Source organism: Propioniciclava soli (genome assembly GCF_038502305.1).
Taxonomy (GTDB): domain Bacteria; phylum Actinomycetota; class Actinomycetes; order Propionibacteriales; family Propionibacteriaceae; genus Propioniciclava; species Propioniciclava soli.
In genome coordinates this window covers 805,576-828,691 of sequence record NZ_CP115965.1, presented here as the reverse complement: position 1 = coordinate 828,691, position 23,116 = coordinate 805,576, and the positions used below count along the sequence as shown (strand labels likewise).

The window sequence follows — 23,116 nt, the reverse complement described above, 5'->3', positions numbered from 1 at the left end:
GCAGTTGACAGTGCTTGTCCATATCTGGCGGGCCGCGGTGCTCAGCTCGGACGGTGAGGTTCCGATCCTCTCGGCGGCGCCGTGTGGTCTTCTTCACATATCGACCCATCACATGACCCCGGTCTGCACTGGCTCGTCGTGGTTGTGGCGGATATCGTCGCGGCGGGCACGGTGCTCGCTCGCCTTGGCTCGGAGCAGGTGGACCAGGCTGACGGGGCCGATCCACAGCATTTTGAAGGCGCTCCACACGCAGACCAGGACCACGAGATTGAGGGCTCTTCAACCTTGAGGTGGGGGTGAGCGCGACACGCCCGAGCGCGGGGTGATGGTGGTTGGGGGTCGAGGCCTTCAGGATCGGAAGCGTCTCTTCAACCTGACCGGAAGGCCTCGACGTGTCCGAGCCTACGGGGTGCTGCTGCGCTGCCACGACCCCTTCGTACTGTGACCACTGCGACCTGCTGGTCGGCCTGGACGGCTTGCACGTTGTCGACGTCGACAAGGTCCACGACGTGCTGGTGGTGACGATGGAGTCGGCGTCCACGGTGGTGGGTTGCCCGTCGTGTGGGGTAGTCGCTGAGAGTCGCGGCCGACGCACGACCACGCTGGTGGACATCCCGTGTTTCGCCCGGCCGACCCGGCTGCGGTGGCGCAAACGCACGTGGCGGTGCCTGGAGCCGGCGTGCCCGACCAGGGTGTTCACCGAGCAGGACGAGCAGATAGCCCGCCCGCGCGGGCTGTTGACCACCCGGGCGTGCCGGTGGGTGATCGAGCAGGTCCGCCGCGAGCACGCCTCCATCCACGGACTCGCGCGGCAGCTGGGGGTGGCGTGGAAGACGGTATGGGGCTCGATCCAACCCATCCTGGCGACGCTGGCCGACGACGAGGCCCGGTTCGCCGGCGTGACCACCCTCGGGGTGGACGAACACCTGTGGCACCACGTGAGTCCCCGCAAGCGCGGCCCGAAGGAGCTCACCGGCATGGTCGACCTGACCCGTGACAAGGACGGACGCGTCCGAGCCCGGCTGCTCGACCTCGTACCCGGCCGCTCCGGGACCGTGTACAAGACATGGCTCGACCAACGCGGCACGGCGTTCAAGGCTGGGGTCGAGGTCGCCACCCTGGACCCGTTCCACGGCTACAAGAACGCCATCGACGACAAACTCGCCGACGCCACCGCTGTCCTGGATGCTTTCCATGTGGTCGCCCTCGCCGGCCGGGCGGTCGATGAGGTTCGCCGCCGCGTGCAGCAGGAGATCCACGGTCACCGTGGCCGTTCCGGCGACCCCTTGTACGGGATCCGGAACATCCTGCGCTGCGCGGCCGAGCGGCTCACCGAGAAGCAACAGGCCCGCCTGGCCGCTGCCATCGCCGCCGACGAGCGCCACGACGCCGTCCACATCGCCTGGCAGTGCGCCCAACGTGTTCGCGCCGCGTACGCCCACCCCGACCCCGCTCGAGGCCGCCAACTCGCTGAACAGGTCGTCGCCAGCTTCCCCACGTGTCCCATCCCCGAGATCGCCAAGCTGGGCCGCACCCTCAAGCAGTGGAGGGACGCCTTCCTGGCCTACTTCGACACCGGCCGCGCCAGCAACGGCGGCACCGAGAGCATCAACGGGCTCATCGAACTCCACCGCCGCATCGCCCGCGGCTTCCGCAACCGAGACAACTACCGGCTACGCATGCTCCTCATCGGCGGCGGACTCACCCCGCCACCCCCACCGGAAGTGTGAAGAGCCAGATTGAGCCATCCGGGGCCGTCGTTGCCGATGATCGTGGTGCACCAGTGGGCGACGGCGAAGTATGGGATTGCCAGCAGCACGGCGGGGATGCCCCATTTGAGGCCGCGGCGCGTACGGATGCGGTCGAGCAAGATGTTGCTCGGCATGTAGCGGCGCATGAAGTCGCGGATATGGATGCTGGCGATCATCAGTAGGCGGATCATCGGATGCTCCTCTTCTACGCAGGCGTCTCTGCGAGACGGTGCGTTGAAGAGTGCCCGAAGGCCTGCCGCGAACGGCCCACTGTGAAGGAGAAAGCCGCCTCACCTTCAACTTTACGTCTGAGCTGCGACGAAGGGAAACCCAATCGGTGACACCCGGCGGTGCACCTCGTCGGTGACCTTGGAGTGGAAGGACACCGATCATGGCGACGCTGGCGGAGAAGGTGCAGGGCGAACGGATGGCGCGGATCGTGCTGTCGATGATCGCCGAACCGAACGACCCCACTACTGGGTACATCCTGGGGCGCCACGGCGGCATAGCAACCCTGAGCCTGGTCGAATCCGACCACGACGTGACCGGCCTGGCCCGCGCCGACGTTCTGCTGTGGCGCGAGCGACTGCGGCAACGGATCGTGCCCGACCCGCTCGAACGTGTCGCCGAGGCCAAGCAGCTCGGGTTCGACACCCTGATTCCGGCGGATCGGGAGTGGCCCGCCGGGCTGGACGAGCTGGGCGACCGTGCCCCGTATGTGTTGTGGACACAGGGCGCAACGTCGTTCTTGGCGACGGCGCTGAGTGATCGGGTCACGATCACGGGCGCTCGCGCTTCCACCCACTACGGCGAGCACGTCACCAACGAACTTGCGACGGGTCTGGCCGATGAGGAGCGGGTGGTCATCGCCGGAGGCGCGTACGGCATCGACAGTGCGGCGCACCGGAGCGTGCTTGCCGCCGGCGGTCAGACGATCGCTGTGCTGGCGACTGGCTTGGACCGCCGCTACCCGGCCGCGCACACCGAGCTGCTGAATCGTATCGCCGACACCGGCCTGCTCGTGAGCGAACTCCCGCCGGGTGCTGTGCCCAGCCGCGACCGGTTCATCGCGCGGAACCGGCTGATGGCTGCGCTCTCGGGTGGGGTCGTGATCCCGGAGGCCGGCGTGCGATCCGGGTCGCTGACGACCGTGTTCAGCGCGGACGGCCTCGGTCGGGGCATCGGCGCGGTACCCGGTCCCGTGACCAGCGCCGTCAGCAACGGCACGAACGAACTCATCAAGCAAGGTATCGCTTCTGTCGTCACTCAGACCGGCGATGTGATCGCTCTGCTCGACCGAGACGAGGCAGACCACCGGAGCAGCGACCGTCCGAGGATCGCACAGGACATGCGTCCCGCGCGCCAGTCAGGCCAGAGGCCAGGGTGGTCGTTCTGATTCTCGCCGGTCCCGCCGACCCGTCCGCCGCGACTGGGATCGTGGTCTGTGCACAGCCGATGTTATTGGGCGGGCCTATCCAGGTGACTGTGGTGCAATTGAGGGCGTGAGCGACCTTGGCAGACACGTACCAGCGGGCGGGTCTGCGCTGTCGTGGTTCGTGGACGCTGGTGTCGCGACGTTGGTCGTCGTCATGTTCTGGGTGCTACCACTGGCAACCGATTCGACGGGAAATCTCCCTGCGGTGATCGGGTTAGCCGCAACTGTGGTCGCGGCGGTGCTACTGCGTTGGCGGTGGCCGCTTGTGGCGACGCTCACAGCGTTGGTGGCTACGGCGGCGGGATGGGTGGTCGGCGCAAGTACCGATCCCATGATTGCGGCTGCCTGGTGCCTGTACCCGCTGACCCTGCGTGGTGGCCGGACACGGACGGCGGGCCCGGTTGCGGTCGTGCTCGTGCTCTGCTCTGGCGTGTTGGCGATGACTTCGGCCGGCAGCGAAATAGCTCAGCGTGCGGTGATCGCCGTCGGCGCGCTGGGAGCGGCCTGGCTGCTGGGGCATGTCGAGGCACGACGCTTGGCGGCCACCCGCAAGGTTGTGGAGCAGGCGGCTGAGTTTGAGCGAGTGAAGGCGCAGGCGACGATGGCGCGGGAGGTGCACGATGTTGTCGGCCATGCGCTGACGGTCATCAGTGCCGAGGCTGACGTGGCGAGGAATTTGCCTGGTTCTGATGAGCAGGAGCTTCGCGAGAGCCTGGCCGACATCGAGCAGCGTGCGCGTGGCGCGTTGGAGGATGTGCAGGCGCTCGTGCGCGCTCTCCGAGCAGGTAGAGGCAGTCTGGATGAAGTCGAGACGGGCGCCGCTGCCTTGGTGCTTCCGCGGTTGGTGACGGCCACACGAGCGAGCGGGCTTGATGTGACCGCGCGCATCGAGCTTCCCGAGGTGTCGCCGGCAACGGATCGGGTGACGGTGCGCGTCGTGCAGGAAGCACTGAGCAACATCGTTCGGCACTCTGGTGCCAGTCATTGCGAGATCGCGGTGTGGCCGGAGGGTGCGACGCTGGCGGTGCGCGTCGACGATGATGGCGCGGGTCTTCCGGCATCGGTCCGGCCAGGCAGTGGGCTTTTCGGGATGCGGGAGCGGGTGGATGAGGCCGGTGGAGAGCTGACGGTGACGAGCCGGCTCGATGGCGGCACCCGGGTGTTGGCTCGATTGCCGTTGGGGGTGGTTCTGTGACGGCTCCGATCCGGGTGTTCCTGGCCGACGACGACAAGGACTTCCGGCGCGTGTACCGGCGGCTGTTCGACCGCGCCGAGGGGTTCCGGGTGCTGGACGAGGCCGGAACCGTGGCCGACGCGCTGCGCATGATCCCGATCCTGAAACCCGATGTCGCGCTCGTGGACGTGCAGATGCCCGGCGGAAGCGGCTTGGACGTTGTGCGCGGGATCGCGGGCACCCAGACGCGCGTGATCGTGCTGACCACCTTCGATCTGGACGAGTACGTTAGCGAGGCGATCCGCGATGGGGCGGCGGGGTTCCTGCTGAAGAATGCCTCATCTGCCGAGGTGCTGGCCGCGGTTCGTGCTGTCCATGCCGGCCACAGCTCGCTGGCGCCCGAAGTCACGGCGCGACTGATGGATCAGTTCGCGGCACAGCCGCGCCAATCACCGCACGCCTTTGCCGAGACCCGGCTCAGCGAGCGAGAGTTGCAGGTCGTCCGTCTGGTCGCATCGGGAAACTCGAACCAGCAGATTGCTGACGAGCTGTACCTGAGCCTGCCGACCGTGCGGACCTACCTTCGACGGCTGTTCATGAAACTCGATGTGAGCGACCGGACACAGCTCGCGGTGCTCGCTCACCAGGCAGGCCTCCTGCACGAGAGCCGCTGAACCCCGAGCACGCACAACTGTCTACTTTCGGACGACACGACGCAACGTGACCTCCGGGCACGGTGGAAGGGAACAAGGTTCCCAGTTCCACGGTGAAGGAGTAGCGCGTGATCGAGATACACGGCGTCACAAAGAAGTACGGATCAAAGACGGCCGTCGATGAGGTGAGTTTCACCGCCCAGCCCGGCCGGGTCACCGGATTCCTCGGCCCCAACGGCGCCGGCAAGTCCAGCACGCTTCGCATCCTGCTCGGACTCGACAGGCCCACCGCCGGACACGCGCTGATCGACGGCAAGCCCTATCAGAGCCTCGCTCAGCCTTTGCGGACGGTCGGTGCGATGCTCGATGGCGCCTCTGCGGTCCCTGAGCGGCGTGGCGTGGATCACCTGCGCTGGATTGCGCAATCCAACCGCATCCCCAGTAGACGAATCGCCGAAGTCTTCGAAACCGTAGGGCTGACAGACGCCGCGAACATTCGAGTCAAGAAGTACTCGCTCGGCATGAAACAGCGCCTCGGTCTCGCCGCCGCGCTCCTTGGCGAGCCACGAATCCTGGTGCTCGATGAGCCCGTCAACGGGCTCGACCCCGAAGGCATCCGTACCGTCCGCACCTTCTTGCGCCAGTACGCCGAGCAGGGCAACACCGTCTTGTTGTCGAGCCACCTGATGGGCGAGACCGCCGAGACTGTCGATGACATCGTCATCATCAACAAGGCTCGCATCGTGGCCACCGGAACGCTGAGCGAGGTCACCGCGGGGCACGCCTCGCTGGAAGAGGCGTTCTTCTCCTTGACCGGCACGCAGCCCGGGCAGAGCTGGTGATCGACATGTTCAGCATCGTTCGCTCTGAACTGACCAAGGTCTTCACCCTGCGCAGCACATGGCTGGCGATCGGCGTCATCCTTCTCCTGAATGCCGTGATTATCCAGATTCAGCTTCCGCTCTACACCGACGCGATGGCGAAGATCACGCCGGACGGCATGATCGAACTCTTCGATGGGCAGTCCCAATCTGCTGCTTCGCTCGTGTGGGACCTCACAACTTGGCCGTTGCAGATCGGCATCTTCTGTTTCGTCATCGGCGCGCTCATAGCCGGGGCCGAGTTCCGGCAAGGTCACCTGGGTGTCAGCGTGCTCGCGGTGCCGTCGCGCCTCCGGCTGATCTGCGCCAAGACCATCGCAACGGCACTCGTGGCGCTGGGCGTGGGGATCCTGCTCACGTTGACCTCGGCCGCGTACATGTATGTCGTGGTCAAGGACTGGAACCCTGCCCTGCTTTGGGAACCGGAGGCTTTCGCGGCATACGGCCGGTTCCAACTCTTCATCGTGACCTTCACTCTGATCGGCTTCGCGCTGACCCTCATCGCCCGACGTACGCTCACCGGGATCATCGTCTGCGGCCTGATGCTCGGGCTGACCATGACTCAAGTGGTCTCGTCCATCGCTCCGGGTGTCGATGCGCTGGTCCCCACGAGCGCCGGCCGGAACCTTCTGGTAGAGCCGGGCTTCCCGCCACCGCTGACGGCCAGCCCTGAGCACGGCGCGATCGTGCTGATCGTCTGGGCTATCGCCACGGTTGCCGTCGCGGCATGGATGCTCCAGCGCAGGGACGCCCGATGACGCTACTCCAAGCCGCCCCCACGCCTCGACTCCGCGATGTCTTTCACGCGGAGGTCACGAAGATGACCACCCACCCCGCGACGATCCTTGGCATGACGATCACCCTCATCGCCAACCTCACCTTCGCGGTGATCGCGGCCACCGAAGTCGTCCGGTTCGGATTCGGAGCCGAGCCAGCACCGCTGTCCGCGTTCCCCGCCGTCATGTTCGCGCCGATCTACGGGTTCCTCATCATCGCTGTCTACGCAGCAGGAAGTGAGTATCCGTCGGGGCAACATCGCGTGACCCTCACTGCCACGCCCCTCCGTGGGCGGCTCGCCACGGCGAAGTGGCTCGCGCTGGCGGCCATCACCATTCCAGCGGCCGTCATCGTGCTGCTCCCAGCCCGACTGATCGTGGGCCTCCACGCCGGCCTCGATCCTGCAGGCGACCTGTTCGACCTCGGGCGATGGGTCATCGCCTACTTCCTCATGTCGGTCGTCGCCTTCGGGCTCGCCGGATTGACTCGGAACACCACCACGTCCCTCACGGTGCTCATTCTGATCCCGATCCTTGTGGCAACGGGAGTCTTCCAGTGGCCGCAGGGCATCAAGTTCCTACCGGACCAGGCCGCGATGAGCCTGCTCGGCACTCCCGCTTACGACGTCACCGAACTCCCGCCCGCGATCGCCGCGATCGTCTTAGCGGGGTGGGCGCTGCTCGCCGTCGTCAGCTACACGGTCGTGCTGCTTCGTCGCGACACCTGAGACACATGGACATGACTCATGGCGGCGCACGCGTTAATCGGCGATGCGCGGTCCATCACGTTCAGCCCGCTGGTGGCCCGCACTCGCAGGCTCCATTGGCCTATCGGGCCGCTCGCCCACGACTGCGTGAAAATCATCGTCGTCCGGGACGGGTCAGCGATCTTGTTCTCTGAGTTCGGGCAGAAGCCTGTCAAGGTTGGTGACGTGATCGTGCTGGGCGCGAACATGCTGTGCGGGTCGGAGCCCGAGGGGCACATCACAGTGACGACGATCTACGCCGACACCGACTACCTGATCGACCAGGTGTTCTGGCAGCACGTCGGCTTCCTGCAAGACCGGCTCGACGCGCAGGAGTTCGCGGCCACGATCTACACCGAGCCGACGCAGATTCTCCGTCTTGGTGAGGACCGGGCGGAGCAGTTGATGCCGTGGCTGGACGAGCTGGTCGCCCTGAGTATTGAGGCGCGACCCGTCGAGAACTTCCATCGGATGCAGGCGCTCTGGTTCTCCATCGCCCATATCATCTTCCCCTTCATCAAGACCTCACCGATCCGCACGTCCTCCACGCAACGGGCGACCGGGTGGCCGACCCAGCCGCGGCATCGCCGGTTCTCGCCGATCCGTAGCGAGGCCCGGCGGGGCGCTGAGTTGTTGCGGGCCGATCCGGTGCGGCACTGGTCGGTGACCGACCTGGCCGACGAGCTGCATCTGTCGAAGTCACAGGTGGGCCGGGTGTTCGTGGAGGCGTTCGGGAAGTCACCGATCGCCTATCTGACGATGCTGCGTACAGAGCAGATGGCGGGTCTGCTGCGTTCAACGGATGGTTCGATTGCGGCGATCTCCCATGAGGTGGGGTGGCGTGATCCTGACTTCGCGGCACGGCAGTTCCGCCGCAGTGTCGGGGTCACGCCGAGCAAGTACCGGGCCATCAGCCGCCGCCACGCCGCACCACAGGCCGGCTGAAACGCGGTCGCCAGATCAGAGAGTTCGCGCGGGCCACACCTTGGCTGGCCTGGCCGGTTCGGGCTGAGGCTCGTCGTTGGTGATGGCGCGTGCGTGGTCGAGGGCGGCGCGGGCGCGAGTGGCGTCGATCTTCTGCCGGCTGCTCTGCGGTGCCGGGCCGAGTGGGGTTCGGTCGTCGGTGATCTGGTAGCGGTCCCGGTACGCCGCGACGATGACGGCGGCGCGCCGCCAGGCCGTGCGTTGCTTCGCGTCCTTCGGTGCCGGGCCGAACTGGGCTGTCCACGGTGCCTTGTCTGTAAGCGCGCCGGTGAGAACGGCGTCGGCGCGGGCTTCGATCAGTTCGTGGCGCTCGTCCAAGGCTTGGCGCATATCGACGGCCATCGGTCCACCCGCGTATGGGATGAGGCCGGCGACCAGCCGGGGCGGCTTGCGGGTGCGGCCGGACCCGGCAGGCCGGACGGTAGCGCGAGCGACACGGGCATGGATCACCGAAGCGATGTCGTCGGCGTCGTCCAGGCTGCGTGCCGCGATCAGGCGCGGCAGCAGGGTGTCGAGGTCGTGGTGGTTGGCTTCGGCATGCCGCAGCTCTGCGGATAGTGCTGGGTAGGCGTCGGAGTCGAGCACGGCATCGACCTGCTCGTCAGCGAGCCCGGCAGCGGCAAGGAGAGTGGCCCAGCGGTCGTGCTGGGCGGCTTGGGCGATGGTCTCGTACTCGGCGGCGAGCTGGCCGATGTTGCTCCACCGTTCCTGTTCGGCGGTGATCGCCTCGTGCGCGGACAGTTCAGCGCCGATGTGCTGGATCACGCCGTAGAGCACCGACCTTACGGTGGCGTCCGGGTTGTCGCTGGGGTGCGGCACCGCGTGGCTGTCGTCGGGCCGGTCGAGCACGACATAGGCATAGTTCCCGGCGGCACCGCGGGTCATGGCGACGTAGAAGTTCTCCCGCGTCGTGGTCGCGCTGGCGATGACGTGCGCGGTGTCGGTCGTCACGCCCTGGGCGCGGTGGGCGGTGATGGCGTAGCCGAGGTCGAGGTGTTCGGCCACATAGTCGGCGGGCAGGACGATCCCGCCTCGAAGCCAGCGGCCGACCCGGCGAATGCTGACCGACCCGTCCGCGTGAACTCCGGTGACGGTCCAGCGGTCGCCGTTGCGAACCCAGGAGCGGCCGTTGCGTAGGCGCCGGTCGTTGTGACGGGTGATGACCAGATCGCCCTCTGAAACGGCGGTGCCGTCATGCAGACCGACTTCACGGGTGCCGTGCACGGTGCCGTCGATGATCCTGTCTGCCCGCGCCCTCGCGTTGAGGGCGGTGACGGTCTCGTGGGTCTCGGCCACGAGGATCGACGCTCGCCCATCAGAGAGGTCGCGCCGCCACGCGCCATAGGCGGCGTCGATCATGGCTTCTTGGTCGCCGCCGGTGATGCGATCGTGGCCTGCGAGGGTGTCGATCGCCTCCGCGCGGCCGTGGCGGAGCTGGAGCGATGTGGTCTTCTCCCACTCATGGGCGAAGCGGTGGATGTCGAGTAGCTCAGGGGTTTCGTCGCGGGCATGGACGAGCAGCGAGAACGCGCCACCGGCGTCAACCGACTGGAGCTGCCCCCAGTCACCCACCAACAGAGTCTTCGCGCCAGCCTGCTCGGCCTCGGCAGTGATGCGGTCAAGGGAAGCGGTGCCGGCCAGGGACGCCTCGTCGATGATGACGAGCTGCCCCGCCTCGAACGTGGTGCCGAGCATGAGATGGTTCTGCCACCACTTCGCCGTGTTCTCCGTGTCGATGCCCAGATCGTCGGTGAGGACCTGCGCGGCGACGGCGGACGGCGCGAGTCCGACCACCGAGCCGGGGCCGTGCTCCTTCTCCCATGCGCGGCGCAACGCCGACATGGCGGTGGTCTTGCCTGCACCGGCGGGGCCGACCAGCACGTCGAGGGCGCGGCCGGAGACGGCGATCGCGGCCAGGGCTGCGGCCTGATCCTCGCCGAGCATCCGGCCTCGTGGGTCGGGGCGGCTGGTGATCTGCTCGACGGTCTCCAACGACACCACCGGCCCGGCGAGAGTGTCGGCGCGATTCAGGAGTCGGTCTTCGGCGGCGAGCAGGGCTTCGGATGAGAACAGCGCTGAGGCGTGTGGCCGGAACCGCGAGGTGCCATCGGCGCGGCGGAACTGCACCGGGCTGGACGCAAGTTCGGACGGAGTCAGGCGCAGCGAGGCTTGTTCGGCGGCATCGACCACGAGCCCAGTGATTGCCTCCCGATCCAGCATCGTGGTGAAGCGCCAGCCCATCAACTGGCGGGAGGCTTCGGCGTGCAGGTTCCATCTCGTCCACGTCGACCGCTTCTCGCTCACGACCGCCATCACCGACAGCCCGACCTCGCGCACGACATCCAGCGGCACGTCGTCGGCCCGCAACACCCGAGCCGCATCCTCGGCGGCATGGTGGGTGAGGCTGCGTGCCCAGCCGGTCGCGTCCCGCCCGAGCACCCGGCCGGCGCGTTCCCGCCATTGGCTGGTCAACTCTGCGAGCGAGTGGATGTGCTTCTCGGGCCTCGTCGCCAGGGTCGCTTGGGCGCGGAGCTTCAACACGATCCGGGCGGATGGCTGCCTGCCGTGCGTGGCGACGTACTCGGCGATGAGGCGGTCTTTCTCGGCCTCGATGTGCCGTGACCGGGTGGAGAACTCACCGATCAGTTCTTCGGTGACGCCGACGAGTTCCCATGCGGGGTTGCGGTCCCGGCCACGGTCGCGGGTCTCCCACTCGATGCCGAGGGTGCGGGTGAGCTGGTCGGCCAGGGCGGCGTTGTAGAGCTCGGAGACCGCGACGACCGCGGCGTGCATCGGACGCCCTGCGAGGGCGCGCCACTTGCCGTCTTGGGCGGTCTTGACCTTGTTGCTGATGACGACGTGGGTGTGCAACTGCGGATCGCCCGCCCGGCTGTCGTAGTGGTCGAACGTGGTTGCGGCCACGCCGAGGACATCGACGTGGGCAACCGTTCCCTCGGGGCCGTCCGCGCCGGTGCGGGTGACTGCAACCTCGCGTTCGAGGAATGCAACCAGCTCTGCAACCGCCGCATGATGCGCGTCCGCGATCAACGCTTGCGTCCCGGCGTCGGCGACCGCCCACAACGCCGACACGCTCTTGGGTACCGAGAAGGTGAAGTCGAATCCCGCCACCGCACGCCGGGTTCCGCGTTCGGTTTCCTCGGCCTCGATCCGTGCCGTCTCGACCGCCCGCGCCGCCGGACCCAGACTCGCGTCGAGGGCCTTGGTGCGGCGTTCGACCCGCTCGGCCACGGGCGCGAACGTCGGGTACGCCTTGCCGAGTGGGTCGCCGGTGATCGGATCACGACCGGACCCGATCAGCAGCTCGAGTTGTGCTTCGGAGACTTCTGAGCCGGTCGTCAGTTCGCCGTGCCCGAGGGCGGCGAGACCTTGGCCGATCCAGAACCCGGGCGGGTTCCCCGCCTCGGCGTAGTAGCGGGTCAACGGCGTCGAGAGGGAGCGGTCACCGTCGCCGGCCGCGACCGAACGGAGCAGGTACTTGTAACCATCGCCCGCCGTCATCACGCGCATCGAAACCGTCACCCCGGGCCTCCCTTCCGTGCCCGCAAGGTGGGCCGAACCCCGCCGCACTCGGCCGCGATAATGCGCGGTCGCGCCTCTACAGAAAGACGTGTGGTAGCTCAGACGGGGCCGGACGACTCCGGCGGTGGCCGGCTCGGCGTGGGTCAACGTCGCGGTACTCGAAGGTGTGCGGCGAAGGCGATGGCTTCGGTGTGCCACTGATCGACGGCGAGTGTTTCGTGGTTCGCGTGCACCTGCCCGGTGACCAGCCCGGCAACGACTCCATCAACGGCGTTCGGCCGGGAATCATTCATCGTCCGGAGCCCTCATGCACGACCCCACCCAGCACGACCGCCCGCTCAGAGTCGGATCGCTCTTCTCCGGGTACGGCGGACTCGACCTCGCCATAGAGCACGTCCTCGGTGCGGAGACGATCTGGTTCTCCGAAATCAACAAGCCCGTCGCCCGCATCTTCTCCCCTCACTGGCCCGACGCCCCGAACCTGGGCGACATCACCACCATCGACTGGCGCGACGTTGAGCCCGTCGATGTGCTGTGTGGAGGGTTCCCTGCCAGGACGTATCGGTCGCCGGCCGACGTGCCGGTCTCGCGCCCGGCACCCGCTCGGGCCTGTGGGCGCATATGGCAGCAGCGATTGAGGCGCTGCAACCTGAGTTGGTCGTCATCGAGAACGTGCGTGGCCTGCTCTCCACGATGGCCGTCCGCACACCCTTGGAAGGAGACGACGATGAGCACCGCAACCCCGACGATGCAACCCCCGACCCTGCAACCCTTCGCAACTTGGAACTCGACCCGTGGGGTCTGGGAGACAACGCAGCTCGACCTCTCAGGGCAGCCGGCGCCGTTATGTGGGCCTCGGTGTTATGCAGACTCGTAGCTAGATTGACAGACCATCTAGTGCCTGCGAGTATCTAGATATGGATGACAGTTGGCCTGGGGATTGGCTTCGTGGGGTGCTGGAGACGATGGCGTTGGCTGTGGTGTCCGAGGGCGAGACCTACGGGTATCTCATTGCTGCGCGGTTGGCCGAGGCGGGGATGGGGACGATCAAGGGTGGAACGCTCTACCCGGTCTTGAACCGTCTCGAACGAGACGGCGCTCTCGCATCGCAATGGCGTCAGGGCGAGGGTGGGCCTGGCAGGAAGTACTACACGATCACGGTCGCCGGCCGCGAGCGTTTGGGGCAGCAGCGGGCGCAGTGGCAGAGGTTCACGGAGCGGACGTCGTTGCTTCTGCAGGGCGAAGGGAACGGAGTTGGTCATGACAACGGTTGAGAAGTACACACAGCAGCTGATGTTCGCGCTGCGGTTGCGGGATGTCCCGGGCGAGGTGATCGGGGATGCGATCGCGCAGGTCGAGAGCCACATCGCCGAGACGGGTGAGGACCCGGTCGCAGCGTTCGGTCCGGCGAGTGAGTATGCCGCGAGCTTCGCCGGGAAGACAGCACCTGCACGGCGATGGCGGTGGTACGTCGTGAACTGGCTCGTCGGGTTCTTGTTCGGATGCGTGCTGATCATCGGCGTGTTCGGACAGGTGCGCGACGAGGAGGTCTTCTGGGGGCTCCACCCGATCATCGCGATCGTGGTCGGCGCAGTGGGACTGGCCGTGTACTTCGTGATGATCGTCGTGATCTGGCGCGAACGGATCAAGGACCCACGCAAGGCATCGGCCGGAGCTGATTCCGCATAACCGCGATGCGCGTCGGCACGGTTCGCTTGATCTGACCGGGCAGTCAAACCGGCTGACCGGCACAGATCAAGGAGGATCACGATGTCGAAGTATCGGGAACGTCGCCGCGGCGATGCTCAGCAGGTGTTGGAGGAGTTCGAGGACTGGCTGTTGCGGGAGCGGTCGGTCACGGAGAGCACCGCGCGGGTATACGCGGATCGGGTCGTCGGGTTCCTGGCCTGGTTGCCCGCGCCGGCCGAGGAGTCGCTGCGAGCGTTGACGCCTGCGACGGTGATGGAGTGGGTGAACCTCGCTGCGAAGCGAGGGCAGAAGCCGTCGACGCTGCGGAAGCAGTTGGTGATGCTGCGCTCATTCCTGCGCTTCTGCCACCGCACGGGCAGGGTCGGGCAGGACTTGGCCGGGGTCGTTCCGAACGCTGCCGGATGGCGCCTGTCTTCGATCCCGGACCCGGTGCCCGAGGGCACGGTCCAGGAGCTACTGGACAGCCTCGACTTGCAAGCGCCAAAGGGGTTGCGGGATCGGGCGATCCTGCTGCTGCTCACGGGGCTCGGTCTCCGCTCTGGAGAGATCGCCGCGCTCAGGCTGGGCGATATCGGTTGGCGCACCGGCACGATCCGCGTCCGGGGCAAGGGCGACCGGGCTGACGAGTTGCCGCTACCGGAGGAGGTGGGGCGCGCTCTGGAGGAGTACGTGCTGCACGGTCGTGGCGGCCGGGCCGGGTATGACGAGGTGTTCTTGACGATGTTCGAGCCGGTGCGCCCGGTCGCGCCGAACGGGATCGGGAAGATCGTGCGGATGGCCTGCGCCAGGGCCGGGATCACCGAGTTCGGTCCGCATCGACTGCGGCACACTTTCGCCACCGGGATGCTCGCCTCCGGCGCGACGCTCCAAGAGGTCCAGGGGCTGCTACGTCACGCCCAACTACGAACCACCGCGATCTATACCAAGGTCGACCACGCACGGCTGACACAGCTCGTCCCCGAATGGCCGACGGCGGCGGCTGCGAGCAGGTGGGCACGATGAGCGTCTTACGGGACCTGCTGGACGACTATCTGACGACCAGGCGGGCCCTCGGGTTCATGCTCGCCGTCCCGGGCAGGGTTCTGGGCGAGTTCGTGGACTTCATGGACGATGCCGGCGAGACCACGATCCGTCACGACCTCGCGGTCTCCTGGGCGGCCCGGTTCTCCCGCGGCACGGTGCTTGCCCGGTTGAACACGGTCCGGCAGTTCGCCGAGCACATCGCCTCGTTCGATCCGGCCACCGAGGTCCCCGTGCTCGATGGGAGGCCCTACGTGAACCACCGCCCGCGTCCGCATATCTACACATCGGAGCAGATCGACGCGCTGCTGCGCGCGGCGGGCCGGTTGACACCAGAGGTTCGCGCCGCGACCTGGCAGACGCTGCTCGGACTGCTGGCGGTGACCGGGCTGCGGATCAGCGAGGCCCGCGGTCTCGACGACGCGGACATCACCTCGGATGAGGATGGTGATGGCGGATGGGTTCGGGTGACGGAGTCGAAGTTCGGCAAGTCCCGGATCGTGCCGGTGCACGCCACCACGATGAGCGCGATCGGCGAGTATCAGCGGCTACGTAACAAGCGCTTCCCCGCCCGGCGGACCGAGGCGTTGTTCGTCACCCGGCGCGGTGACCGGCTGGCGACCTCGACCTGCGGGCAGGCGTTCCGTCAGATCCGCGCTCTGGCGGGAATGACCGGCACCGCGACCGAGGCAGCGGCACGGTTGCATGACTTCCGGCACTCGTTCGCGACGAACACCCTCATCGGACACATCCGCGCCGGTGGTGACGTCGAGCAGATGATGCCGGTCCTCTCGGCCTGGCTCGGGCACGTCAGCCCCGTCTCGACTTACTGGTATCTGCAGAACACCCCCGAGCTGGCCGCAGCCCTCGGCGCCCGCCTCCCGGCGATCGGGGGCGGTGATGAGTGATCTTGCGCCGCTGTTGCAGCGGTTCTTCACCGACAAGCTCGACGGGCAGATGAACGCGAGCGTCCACACCAAAGCCGCCTACGCCGACACCTTCCGGCTCCTGCTCCTCTACGCCCAGCACCGCACCGGGACCGCCCCGTCGGCGTTGAGACTGGCGGACCTGAATGCCGACTTGGTCGGCGGGGTTCTCCAGCACCTGGAGGACGAGCGCGGCAACTCCGCCTCGACGCGCAACGCGAGGCGGGCGGCGTTGCGGTCGTTCTTCACCTACGCCAGCTACCGGGCACCGGATGCGATCGCGGTGATCGGCCAGGTGCTGGCGATCCCCGCGAAACGCACGAAGACGACCATCGTGTCCTTCCTCACCCGGGCAGAGGCCGAAGCGCTCATCGCCGCCCCCGACACCACCACCTGGATCGGCAGGCGCGACCGGCTCCTGCTGCACCTGGGCATCCAGACCGGGCTCCGCGTCAGCGAACTCACGAGCCTGCACGTCGGGGACATCGAGATCGGCCCGCACAGTCAGCTCCGCTGCCTCGGCAAGGGACGCAAGCGCCGGGTCATCCCGCTTCAGAAACCCACCGTCCGACTGCTGACCGCCTGGCTCAGCGAACTCGACGGCATCCCTGCGACGCCGCTGTTCCCCACGAGCACCGGGACGGCGTTGAGTCGGGCGGCGGTCGCGAAACTCCTCGCCCGGCACGTCCAGGTCGCATCCGTGCGCTGCGCAAGCTTGGGAGAGAAGAACGTCACTCCGCACACCCTGCGGCACACCTGCGCGATGATGCTCCTGCACGCCGGGATCGACACCGCCAGCATCGCGCTCTGGCTCGGACACGCCACCATCCAGACGACCCAGGCCTATCTCCACGCCGACCTGGAGCTCAAGCGCCGGAGCTTGGACCGACTCCCCGCGATCGGCGACAGGCCACCAGCGCGCTACCAGGCGTCGGACGCTCTCATCGCGTTCCTCACCGACCGCTGACGACCTCGCGGTTATGCCGACCGGAGGCATCGTTCACGCCGAGGCCCCAGGCCTCCGGCGATCCGGTCGGCATAACCACCCGCTCCACATAACGGCGCTTATGCGCACTTCCACATAAGCGCCGTTCTCGGAGACCTGGCCGACCTGGGATGGATGCACGATGGGTCGGGCTACCCGCTTCCGTCATCGGCGCACCACACCCCCGGTTCCGCGTCTTCATCGTCGCCCACCGCACTCTTTCGGACACCGGTAGCGACGGATGCCAAGCGCGGAGGGGAGACCGTCGATCACGTTCGGGCTCGGCGGGGCACGATCACGTTGAGCCATCAGCTCATCGACTTCGCGCTTCACGGACCGGATGGCTCGCCGAACAAGCAAGCCGAACCGGAGACCCTGTGGAGCCTGATCGACGGCATCTTCACCGTTGGGGACGATACGCCCGAGCCATCGCCCGATGGGAACACATCACCGGACGAGAAGCACCAGCCCCCGCACTCCTGAACACGGGCGAGGGGCCGCGACCGGCGCCCGAGTTCGTGGAATGGCTAATGGGACTCCCGGCCGGCTGGGTCGCCCACCCCGACTATGGGCTGACGCAGAACCAGCAGATTGCCGCCCTCGGCAACGGTGTGCTGCCACTTCAAGCCCTGACTGCGCTCATCCGCGCTAAGTCCCTTCTCAGGATGCAGCGCGAGTGATTGCCACGGAGTGCCGGCCAGTCTATTTAGTCTTCGGGTGCCGCCGACCGGACGTGGCGTCGCAGGTGCGTCGCCGTGTGGGTATCTGCCGTCGCGGTCATCTCGTCCGGGGTGCCTTCGTAGACGATGCGGCCACCATCGTGTCCGGCTTCGGGGCCGAGATCGATAATCCAGTCGGCGGCGGCGATGACATCGAGGTTGTGCTCGATGACAACGAGCGTCGAGCCGGTAGCCACGAGACGGTCGAGCAGGGTGATGAGTCGCGCGATGTCGGCTATGTGCAGGCCGGTGGTCGGCTCATCGAGAATGATCGTTCGGCCGGGCGTGCCGAGTTCCGCAGCGAGCTTCAACCGTTGACGTTCACCGCCGGAGAGGGTGGAGAGCATCTGGCCGAGCGTGAGGTATTCGAGTCCCACGTCGCGGAGGCGTTCGAGAATACGCAGGATGGGCGGCTGGACGAAGTAGCCCAGGGCCTCGGCGACGCTCATCTCGAACACGTCGGCGATACTCTTTCCCTCGACCGTATGAGCCTGGGCCTCGGGAGTGAAGCGGCGTCCGTCGCAGACCTCGCAGCGGGTGAGCACGCCTTCCATGAAAGCCAGGTCGGTGTAGATGACGCCGTTGCCCTCGCACTCCGGGCATCCGCCCGTAGAGTTCGGAGTGAACAGACCGATCGGCTGCCGGGTCGCCTTGGCGAACGCGTCGCGAATCAGATTCAGCAGTCCGGTGAAGGTAGCCGGGTTGGATCGCCGGGAACCACGGATCGCCCGCTGGTCGATGACCACGGTCTCCGGCTCGACCGGAGGGAGGCTGCCGAGGATCAGGCTCGACTTTCCTGAGCCCGCGACGCCGGTCACCACAGTCATCACCCCTCGCGGGATGCGCGTGCTGACGTTGTGGAGATTGTTCGCGTTGGCGTCGCGAATCTCGATCCATCCCGTCGGCTCGCGTCGGACCCGCTCGACCTTCTGGTGCTCCCTCAGCCCGCGCCCTGTGGGGGTGTCGGCTCGGGTGAGCCCGGCGTAGTCGCCCTGGTAGATGATGTGTCCGCCGGCGGTGCCGGCTCCGGGGCCGAGGTCGATGAGGTGATCGGCGAGGGCCATGATGTCGGGGTCGTGCTCGACCACGAGCACGGTGTTGCCTCGGTCGCGGAGAGCTTGCAGCATCCGCCCGAGTGAGGCCACGTCGCGCGGATGCAGGCCGACCGTGGGCTCATCGAACACATAGAGCATGTCCGCGAGGGCGCTGCCGAGGTGACGGACCATCTTGATCCGCTGCGCCTCGCCGCCGGAGAGGGTCGAGGTCGCGCGGTCCAGGCTGAGATAGCCGAGCCCGAGGGTCATCATGCGTTCCAGATGGACGCGCAGGCTCGCGACGAGCGGGGCGACCGCCTTGCCGTCGATGCCGTCTGCCCAGGTCACGAGATCGCTGACCTGCATCGCATTGCAGTCCGCGATCGAGACGCCGTGAATCAGGCTCGCCCGTGCTGGCTCCGCCAATCGGCTGCCACCGCACTCCGGGCACGCCGCCCGTGCGACGATCCGCTCGAACGCGGTGCGCTGGGCGCTCTTGAACGACTCGGGTTCCCGCTGTAGGTAGATGCGGTTGAAGCGCGTGACCAGTCCCTCGTAGGCGGTGCCCACCGCGTCCATGCCCGCAGGCGGGGTGTGCTGGCCTGCCGGTGCGTGCAGGAACAGCTCGCGCTGCTCCGGGGTGTAGTCGCGAACCTTCATGTCCGGGTCGAAGAACCCCGACTTGGCGTAGGCCTTCCACAGCCACGTTCCCGGCTTGAAGGTCGGGAAGGTGATCGCGCCGGCGTTGAGTGAGCGGTCGTCGTCCACTAGTTCGGACTCGACCACCGCGGCCGCGACGCCGAGACCCTGGCAGTTCGGGCACATTCCCGCCGGGTCGTTGAAGCTGTAGGCGTGGGAGTACCCCGCGGATGGTTCGCCGAGGCGGGAGAACAGGAGCCGCAGCCGTGCGCCGATATCGCTGATCGTGCCCACCGTCGAGCGAGGGCCACCGCCGAGACGCTGCTGATCGACCACGATCACTGCGGACAGGTTCTCCAGCACGTCTACGTCTGGGTGCGCGTAGCTCGGGAGACGACCTTGCGCGAATGCGGAGAACGTCTCGTTGAGTTGCCTGGCCGACTCCGCCGCGATCGTGTCGAAAACCAGCGACGACTTCCCCGACCCGGAGACGCCGGTCACCACGACCAGGCGGTGCTTCGGCACGTCGAGGTCAACGTCTTTGAGGGAGTTCTGCCGTGCCCCCCGGACTCGGATTACGTCATGGGTTTCAGTCATCATGAAAGCCTCCGGTATGCGCGAATCGACAAGGGGATGAACAGTGCTGCCAGGATCAGGGGCCACAGGAACGCGAACAGGACCGCGTGGTCGGCGGCGATCGTGAGCCTTTGCGTCTGCCCGCCGGTGAACAGTTCGCGAGCGGCTGAGGCGGTAGCCGAGAGTGGATTCCATTCGGCGATCGCTCCCAACCAAGACGGCATCGTGCGGGGGTCTACGAACACAGTGGAGAGGAACGCAACCGGCCAGATCGCAAGCTGCGCCGTCGTTGCGGCTTCGGGGGTGCCCGCTTTCAGTCCGATCCAGACCCCGGCCCAGAGCAGGCCGAATCGGAGCCAGAGCAGCAGAAGATAGGCGAGGACGATCAAGTCGAGCCCGTTGTCCGGTCGCCAGCCCAGTGCGAGCCCGACCGCCGTGACGACGGCGAGTTCGACGATGGCGGTGAGCATGTCAGCGAACACGCGCCCGAGCAGTACGGAGCCTCGTGAAATGGGGAGCGTCCGAAACCGATCCGTCACCGTCTTGGCCGCGTCGTTCGTGACTGCACTTATGGTTGTCTCGATGCCGGACAGCACCGTGAAGGCGAGGATGCCGGGCACGACGAAGACGATGTAGTCGCCGGTCGTGCCAGCGATGGCGCCACCGAGTAGCCCGCCCATGAGCAGCATGACCATGACTGGAAACAGCAGCTGGATACTGAATGTGACGGGGCGTGCACGCCAATGCCTGACGGCTCGTCCGGTCAGGATCAACGACTCCTGCAACAGGCGCCCACGGTTGCGCGGGGCGATGTCGATGCTTGTCGTGGTCATGCCACCCGGTTCCTTTCGTGCAGATGCAGATACACGTCTTCGAGGGTGGGTTCGCGCAACTCCATCCGAGGCTCACCCACGAGGGCTTTGAGGTCCTTCGGTGTTCCGGTCGCCAGCACTGCGCCTTCACGGAGGATCACCACGTCGTCGGCGAGTTCGTCGGCCTCTTCGAGGTACTGGGTCGTGAGAAGCACGGTGGTTCCGTCTGACACCAGAGCACGCACGGCATCCCAGATCGTGCGACGTGCGACCGGATCAAGCCCGGTGGTCGGCTCGTCAATGAGCAGGATCGACGGGCGGGTAATAATCGAGGTCACGAGGTCCAGGCGGCGGCGCATACCCCCGGAGACGCCGGACACTCGGCGGTCAGCATGTTCGCTGAGACCTGCTTGGTGCAGCAGCTCGTCGGTCCTCCTGCGAGCATTCGCACGGGTCAGCCCTATCAGTCGGGCGAACAGTTCCAGGTTCTCCCGAGCTGACAGCACCTCATCCAATGCCGCGTACTGGCCGACCACCCCGATCGCGGCCCGCACTCGTGCCGGGTCGCCATCCACGTCGGCCCCGCCCATCGTGACCGTGCCTGCATCCTTGCGGGTCAACGTGGTCAGAATCCGTACCAGGGTCGTCTTGCCGGCGCCGTTCGCTCCCAGCAGGGCGCAGACCCGGCCGGCATCCACCCGCAGATCGACGCCGTCGAGCGCCGGTCGGTCCGCGCCCGGAAACGACTTCCGCACGCCCTGCGCGATGATCGCGCCTCGCGTGCTCTCGTTGCTGCTCATGCCGATCCTCTCTGTCATGCTCTACAATGTATTATACAACGTAGAGTTAGGAGTCGGACGATGGCGAAGCGAACCGGAGTCGATGAGCTGAAGCTCCTCGGCCTGCTGTGGAAGGAGTCGCCGGCTGGCACGCGCAGCGGCATCAGCAAGCAGAGCATCACCGCCCTCGCCGTGGACCTTGCCGACAAGGAAGGCCTCGACGCGGTGACCATCCGTCGCCTCGCTGCGGAGGCAGGAGTGACCGCGATGGCGCTATACCCGCACATCGGCGGACGCGCGGAACTCATCGAGCTCATGCTCGATCACGTCGCGGGATCGACCTACGCCAAGACCGGGGTACCGGACGACGCAGACTGGCGCGCACGGATCTCGGCGATCGCCGATGCCAACTGGACAAGCTGCCAAGAGCACCCGTGGATCACCGACGCCGCTCCGGGCCGACCCGTGCCAGGCCCCGGAGCGTCGGCCAAGTACGAGGCCGAACTGCGCGCACTCGACGGCATCGGCCTGACCGACATCGAGATGGACCACACGCTGACGGCGCTTGTCTCACTTGTTCATGGCACAGCCAGAGCCACCATCGCGACCCAGCGATCACGCGAGCCTGATGAGCAGAATGACGCCGGATGGTGGGCAAACATCGAACCTGCGCTGACCGCCGTGATCGGCGACCAGACTCGCTTCCCCACCGCTTCGCGAGTCTCGCAAGCGCTTGGCGAGGCCACCGGAAAGGCCAACGATCCGGAGGGTGCCTGCCGGCGTGGTGTGACGTTGTTTCTCGAAGGGCTCGCGCGACAGCGCCATACCGACGCTTGCCGCTGATCGACTCCATCCGCAGAATGTGCCGCCGAGCAGGACCATCGAGCGTCCTGCGCTAAGCCTTCCCACCTGCGATCCCCTGCTCGCTCGCACTCGCACAGTCCATCGCCCGGTCGGGCCGGTCGCCTATGACTGCGTAAAGGTCATCGTCGTCCGCGATGGGAGTGCGGTCTTGTTCAGTGAGTTCGGTCAGAAGCCGGTGAATGTCGGCGACGTGGTGCTGCTCGGCGCGAACACACTGTGCGGAAGCGAGCCCGAAGGCCACATCACGGTGACCACGATCTACGCCGACACGGACTATGTGCTCGACCAGGTGTTCTGGCAGCACGCCAGCCTCCTGCAGGATCGGCTTGACGCGCAGGAGTTCGCGGAGATGGTGTACACCGAGCCGGCGCAGATTCTGCGGATCGGTGAGGACCGGGCAGGGATGTTGATGCCGTGGTTGGACGAGCTGGTCGCGTTGAGTGTCGAGCAGGAGCCGGTGGCGAACTTCTATCGGATGCAGGCCCTTTGGTTCAGCATCGCGCATGTGATCGCGCCGTTTATCAAGACCTCCCCGGTCCGAACCTCTCCTACGCAGAGAGCCACTGCGTGCCCGACCTTGCCACGGACTCGACGGTTCAGCCCGCTCCGGGCGGAGGCGCGCCGGGCCGCTGAGTTGCTGCGAGCCGAGCCGGAGCGGCGGTGGTCGGTGACCGAGCTGGCAAGCGAGGTGCACCTGTCGAAGTCGCAGGTTGGTCGCGTGTTCGTGGAGGCGTTCGGGAAGTCACCGATCGCGTATCTGACGATGTTGCGGACGGAGCGGATGGCGGCGCTTCTGCGCACCACGGATGCGTCGATCGCCACGATCGCTGAGGAGGTGGGGTGGAGCGATCCTGACTTCGCCGCACACCAGTTTCGCCGTAGTGTGGGGGTTACCCCCAGTGGATATCGAGCGTTGAGCCGTAGACCGGCTCCGCAGGCGACCGGGTGAAACGCGCAGCGATCCCGGTGATAACCGCAGGATCACCGCCACCCGCCCCCAAGCCAGCTCTGGTCAGGTAGTCCGGTAGAGACTCGCCGGGTTCATCACGGAGCCTGTCGGTCACCGTCTCGGTCCTGATCCGTGCCGTCTCTTGATCTTCCCGGCGTACCTC

The 23,116-nt window shown here is 66.8% G+C and carries 22 protein-coding genes and 1 pseudogene; 17 read left to right on the top strand and 6 right to left on the bottom strand.

Annotated features, from left to right (window positions below; all coding sequences use genetic code 11):
• Positions 1-108: 108 nt before the first annotated feature.
• Positions 109-264: a hypothetical protein gene (locus PCC79_RS03740; RefSeq protein ID WP_342373058.1), complete on the bottom strand. Its 156-nt coding sequence runs from the start codon at positions 262-264 to the stop codon at positions 109-111.
• 212 nt (positions 265-476) lie between these two features.
• Here PCC79_RS03740 and PCC79_RS03735 point away from each other — a divergent pair, with 212 nt between their 5' ends.
• The gene (locus PCC79_RS03735; protein WP_342372161.1) at positions 477-1,730 is read left to right on the top strand and encodes an ISL3 family transposase; all 1,254 of its coding nucleotides are present in this window, start codon (positions 477-479) and stop codon (positions 1,728-1,730) included.
• Here PCC79_RS03735 and PCC79_RS03730 read toward each other — a convergent pair.
• Entirely contained in the window at positions 1,667-1,942 is a 276-nt protein-coding gene (locus tag PCC79_RS03730) for a hypothetical protein (protein ID WP_342373057.1), read from the bottom strand. The genes PCC79_RS03735 and PCC79_RS03730 overlap by 64 nt on opposite strands.
• Before the next feature lie 200 nt (positions 1,943-2,142).
• Between PCC79_RS03730 and dprA the strand changes: the two genes are divergently transcribed.
• The 7 genes from dprA (at position 2,143) to PCC79_RS03695 (ending at position 8,361) form a co-directional block, all read left to right on the top strand.
• Positions 2,143-3,147 carry a DNA-processing protein DprA gene (gene dprA, locus PCC79_RS03725; RefSeq protein WP_342373056.1) on the top strand — a complete coding sequence of 335 codons (1,005 nt, stop codon included), beginning with the start codon at positions 2,143-2,145 and terminating at the stop codon, positions 3,145-3,147.
• Positions 3,148-3,253: 106 nt separating this feature from the next.
• Positions 3,254-4,381: a sensor histidine kinase gene (locus tag PCC79_RS03720; RefSeq protein ID WP_342373055.1), complete on the top strand. Its 1,128-nt coding sequence runs from the start codon at positions 3,254-3,256 to the stop codon at positions 4,379-4,381.
• Positions 4,378-5,034, top strand: a complete 657-nt coding sequence (locus PCC79_RS03715) for a response regulator transcription factor (protein WP_342373054.1) — start codon at positions 4,378-4,380, stop codon at positions 5,032-5,034. Before PCC79_RS03720 ends, PCC79_RS03715 begins: the two co-directional genes overlap by 4 nt.
• Before the next feature lie 107 nt (positions 5,035-5,141).
• The gene (locus tag PCC79_RS03710; RefSeq protein ID WP_342373053.1) at positions 5,142-5,855 is read left to right on the top strand and encodes an ABC transporter ATP-binding protein; all 714 of its coding nucleotides are present in this window, start codon (positions 5,142-5,144) and stop codon (positions 5,853-5,855) included.
• On the top strand, positions 5,852-6,652 hold the full coding sequence (locus PCC79_RS03705; RefSeq protein ID WP_342373052.1) for a hypothetical protein: 801 nt from the start codon (positions 5,852-5,854) through the stop codon (positions 6,650-6,652). The genes PCC79_RS03710 and PCC79_RS03705 overlap by 4 nt, the downstream gene beginning before the upstream one ends.
• A 62-nt stretch (positions 6,653-6,714) precedes the next feature.
• On the top strand, positions 6,715-7,398 hold the full coding sequence (locus PCC79_RS03700) for a hypothetical protein (RefSeq protein ID WP_342373051.1): 684 nt from the start codon (positions 6,715-6,717) through the stop codon (positions 7,396-7,398).
• 18 nt (positions 7,399-7,416) lie between these two features.
• On the top strand, positions 7,417-8,361 hold the full coding sequence (locus PCC79_RS03695; protein WP_342373050.1) for a helix-turn-helix transcriptional regulator: 945 nt from the start codon (positions 7,417-7,419) through the stop codon (positions 8,359-8,361).
• Between the two features lie 15 nt (positions 8,362-8,376).
• On the opposite strand, the gene mobF is transcribed toward PCC79_RS03695, so the two are convergent.
• Positions 8,377-11,940, bottom strand: a complete 3,564-nt coding sequence (gene mobF / locus PCC79_RS03690) for a MobF family relaxase (RefSeq protein WP_342373049.1) — start codon at positions 11,938-11,940, stop codon at positions 8,377-8,379.
• A gap of 307 nt (positions 11,941-12,247) precedes the next feature.
• On the opposite strand from mobF, the pseudogene PCC79_RS17380 reads away from it, so the two are divergent.
• The 7 genes and pseudogenes from PCC79_RS17380 to PCC79_RS03660 all read left to right on the top strand — a co-directional run bounded on the left by PCC79_RS17380 (position 12,248) and on the right by PCC79_RS03660 (position 17,064).
• A pseudogene (locus PCC79_RS17380) lies at positions 12,248-12,855 on the top strand (DNA cytosine methyltransferase).
• 2 nt (positions 12,856-12,857) lie between these two features.
• Positions 12,858-13,214: a PadR family transcriptional regulator gene (locus tag PCC79_RS03685; protein WP_342373048.1), complete on the top strand. Its 357-nt coding sequence runs from the start codon at positions 12,858-12,860 to the stop codon at positions 13,212-13,214.
• Positions 13,201-13,629: a hypothetical protein gene (locus PCC79_RS03680; protein ID WP_342373047.1), complete on the top strand. Its 429-nt coding sequence runs from the start codon at positions 13,201-13,203 to the stop codon at positions 13,627-13,629. The genes PCC79_RS03685 and PCC79_RS03680 overlap by 14 nt, the downstream gene beginning before the upstream one ends.
• A gap of 81 nt (positions 13,630-13,710) precedes the next feature.
• On the top strand, positions 13,711-14,652 hold the full coding sequence (locus PCC79_RS03675) for a tyrosine-type recombinase/integrase (RefSeq protein WP_342373046.1): 942 nt from the start codon (positions 13,711-13,713) through the stop codon (positions 14,650-14,652).
• The gene (locus PCC79_RS03670; protein WP_342373044.1) at positions 14,649-15,578 is read left to right on the top strand and encodes a tyrosine-type recombinase/integrase; all 930 of its coding nucleotides are present in this window, start codon (positions 14,649-14,651) and stop codon (positions 15,576-15,578) included. The genes PCC79_RS03675 and PCC79_RS03670 overlap by 4 nt, the downstream gene beginning before the upstream one ends.
• On the top strand, positions 15,571-16,563 hold the full coding sequence (locus PCC79_RS03665) for a tyrosine-type recombinase/integrase (RefSeq protein WP_342373042.1): 993 nt from the start codon (positions 15,571-15,573) through the stop codon (positions 16,561-16,563). Before PCC79_RS03670 ends, PCC79_RS03665 begins: the two co-directional genes overlap by 8 nt.
• Positions 16,564-16,881: 318 nt before the next feature.
• Entirely contained in the window at positions 16,882-17,064 is a 183-nt protein-coding gene (locus PCC79_RS03660) for a hypothetical protein (RefSeq protein WP_342373041.1), read from the top strand.
• A 223-nt stretch (positions 17,065-17,287) separates the two neighbouring features.
• Here PCC79_RS03660 and PCC79_RS03655 read toward each other — a convergent pair whose 3' ends face one another.
• Genes PCC79_RS03655 through PCC79_RS03645 form a run of 3 tightly spaced genes read right to left on the bottom strand, consistent with a single transcriptional unit; the run spans position 17,288 to position 21,161 of the window.
• The gene (locus PCC79_RS03655; protein WP_342373040.1) at positions 17,288-19,636 is read right to left on the bottom strand and encodes an excinuclease ABC subunit UvrA; all 2,349 of its coding nucleotides are present in this window, start codon (positions 19,634-19,636) and stop codon (positions 17,288-17,290) included.
• Positions 19,570-20,382, bottom strand: a complete 813-nt coding sequence (locus tag PCC79_RS03650; protein ID WP_342373039.1) for an ABC transporter permease — start codon at positions 20,380-20,382, stop codon at positions 19,570-19,572. The genes PCC79_RS03655 and PCC79_RS03650 overlap by 67 nt, the downstream gene beginning before the upstream one ends.
• Positions 20,379-21,161, bottom strand: a complete 783-nt coding sequence (locus tag PCC79_RS03645) for an ABC transporter ATP-binding protein (protein ID WP_342373038.1) — start codon at positions 21,159-21,161, stop codon at positions 20,379-20,381. The genes PCC79_RS03650 and PCC79_RS03645 overlap by 4 nt, the downstream gene beginning before the upstream one ends.
• Before the next feature lie 60 nt (positions 21,162-21,221).
• Here PCC79_RS03645 and PCC79_RS03640 point away from each other — a divergent pair, with 60 nt between their 5' ends.
• Entirely contained in the window at positions 21,222-21,983 is a 762-nt protein-coding gene (locus PCC79_RS03640) for a TetR/AcrR family transcriptional regulator (RefSeq protein WP_342373037.1), read from the top strand.
• Positions 21,984-22,152: 169 nt separating this feature from the next.
• Entirely contained in the window at positions 22,153-22,953 is an 801-nt protein-coding gene (locus PCC79_RS03635; RefSeq protein ID WP_342373036.1) for an AraC family transcriptional regulator, read from the top strand.
• Positions 22,954-23,116: the final 163 nt, after the last annotated feature.